Annotated in this window: 3 protein-coding genes; all 3 read left to right on the plus strand. The window is 68.6% G+C overall.

Annotated features, from left to right (window positions below; genetic code table 11):
* Positions 1-116: 116 nt before the first annotated feature.
* The 3 genes from ACFRAH_RS24235 to ACFRAH_RS24245 are packed head-to-tail and all read left to right on the plus strand — an operon-like array spanning position 117 to position 2,031.
* Entirely contained in the window at positions 117-551 is a 435-nt protein-coding gene (locus ACFRAH_RS24235; protein ID WP_377993439.1) for a MarR family winged helix-turn-helix transcriptional regulator, read from the plus strand.
* Between the two features lie 23 nt (positions 552-574).
* Positions 575-1,006 carry an organic hydroperoxide resistance protein gene (locus ACFRAH_RS24240; RefSeq protein ID WP_377993440.1) on the plus strand — a complete coding sequence of 144 codons (432 nt, stop codon included), beginning with the start codon at positions 575-577 and terminating at the stop codon, positions 1,004-1,006.
* Positions 1,003-2,031, plus strand: coding sequence for an NADP-dependent oxidoreductase (locus ACFRAH_RS24245; RefSeq protein ID WP_377993441.1), 1,029 nt, complete (start codon positions 1,003-1,005; stop codon positions 2,029-2,031). Before ACFRAH_RS24240 ends, ACFRAH_RS24245 begins: the two co-directional genes overlap by 4 nt.
* Positions 2,032-2,109 lie beyond the last annotated feature (78 nt).

Below are 2,109 nucleotides of genomic sequence, written 5' to 3' on the forward strand. Positions count from 1 at the left end.
CGAACGTACAGTTGTGGCCCCTGAAACCCTGGTTTTAGGGGCCACAACTGTACGTTCGCGCTTTCTTTGGCGCAGTTAAGTTGTGCACAACTGAATTGCCCGCTACTGTTATCGCTATGCCCGATGCTCCCCGTCTTGACCGCCAGGTCTGTTTTGCCCTGTACTCCGCGTCGCGGGCGGCGACGGCGGTCTACCGTCCGCTGCTGGACGACCTCGGCCTCACCTACCCGCAGTACCTCGTCATGCTTGTGCTCTGGGAGAACGAACCCCGCGGCGTGCGCGAACTGGGGGAGGAGCTCGGGCTCGACTCAGGAACCCTCTCACCCCTCCTCAAGCGGCTCGAGGCGCTGGGCCTCGTGGAGCGCCGGCGTTCGGCCGAGGACGAACGCCGGGTGGCCGTGCACCTGACCGACGCCGGCAAGGCCCTGAGCAGCAAGGCCGCCGGCGTGCCCCAGCACCTCGCCGCCGCGGCGGGCCTGAGCCCCGGCGAACTGGACCAGCTGCGCGAAACCCTCGGCAAGCTCACAGCAGCCCTGCACAATTCGCTCTGACCTCCCGACCGGAAGGAAACACATTGAAGACTCTCTACACAGCCGAGGCCCTCGCGTCCGGCGAAGGCCGCGACGGTTCCGCGCGGACCAGGGACGGCAAGCTCGACGTCAGCCTCGCCAGCCCGGTGGAACTGGGCGGCAGCGGCCAGGGCACCAACCCGGAGCAGCTGTTCGCCGCCGGCTACGCGGCATGCTTTCACTCCGCCCTCCGCGTGGTGGGCCGGCAGGCCAAGGCAGACCTCACCGACTCCGCCGTGGCCGCCAAGATCCACTTCGGCGCCCTGGAGGACAGCGCGGGCTACGGCCTGGCCGCCGAGCTGGAGATCGCACTCCCCGCACTGGACCGGGACACGGCCGAAAACCTCATGGCCAAGGCGCACAGCATCTGCCCGTACTCCAACGTGACGCGCGGCAACATGGATGTGGCGCTGACGCTCGTGGAGTTCGCAGCGTGAGCGCCGGCGCAGCAACGGCGTTGCCGGTGACCACCCGGGAGATCCAGCTGGCCTCGCGCCCGTCGGGACGGCCGGTCCCGGAAAACTTCAGGCTCGCCGACACGTCAGTCCCGGCCCTCGAGGAGGGCCAGGTCCTGGTCCGGAACCTGTTCATCTCGGTGGACCCCTACATGCGGGGCCGGATGAACGACGCCAAATCCTATTCAGCGCCGTTCGCGCTGGATAAAGCGCTCGACGGCGGTGCGGTCGGCGAGGTAATCGCGTCCCGGTCCGAACAGCGCAAGGTGGGGGACGTCGTCGTCCATCAGCTCGGCTGGCGGGAGCATGCGGTGGTGGACGCGGAAAAGACCACCCCCGTGGACACCAACCTCGCCCCGGCCTCAGCCTTCCTCGGCGCGCTGGGCATGACCGGACTGACCGCGTACGCCGGCCTGCTGAAGGTGGCGGAGTTCAGGCCCGGGGACGCCGTGTTCGTCTCGGGCGCGGCCGGCGCCGTGGGCTCGCTCGCGGGGCAGATCGCCAAGGCCATGGGCGCCTCGCGGGTTATTGGCAGCGCGGGCACGCCGGAGAAGGTTGCCCGGCTGCTGGACCTGGGCTTCGATGCGGCGTTCAACTACCGCGATGCCCCGGTCCTGGACCAGCTAAAGGACGCTGCGGGCAGCAACGGCATTGACGTGTACTTCGACAACGTCGGCGGCGACCACCTCGAAGCTGCGCTGTCCGTCCTGAATGTGGGCGGCCGCGTGGCCATGTGCGGCGCCATCGCCCAGTACAACGCGACGGAACCGCCGGCCGCGCCGCGCAACCTCGCCCTGGCCATCGGCAAGCAGCTCACGCTGCGCGGGTTCCTGGTGGGCGGACAGCGCCAGCATGCCGCCGAATTTGCCGGGCGGATGGCCGGCTGGCTGGCCGACGGCACCGTCCGGTACGACGAGACGGTGGTCGACGGCCTGGAGAACGCGCCGCAAGCCTTCATGGACATGCTCGACGGCGGGAACACCGGAAAGATGCTCGTCCGGCTTTAGTCTCTGCAACAGTCCCGCGAACTGAGCGCGAACGTACACTTGTGGCCCCTGGGAAACGTTTCCCAGGGGCCACAAGTG

It is taken from the genome of Arthrobacter sp. NPDC056727, from assembly GCF_042790555.1.
Lineage (GTDB): Bacteria > Actinomycetota > Actinomycetes > Actinomycetales > Micrococcaceae > Arthrobacter.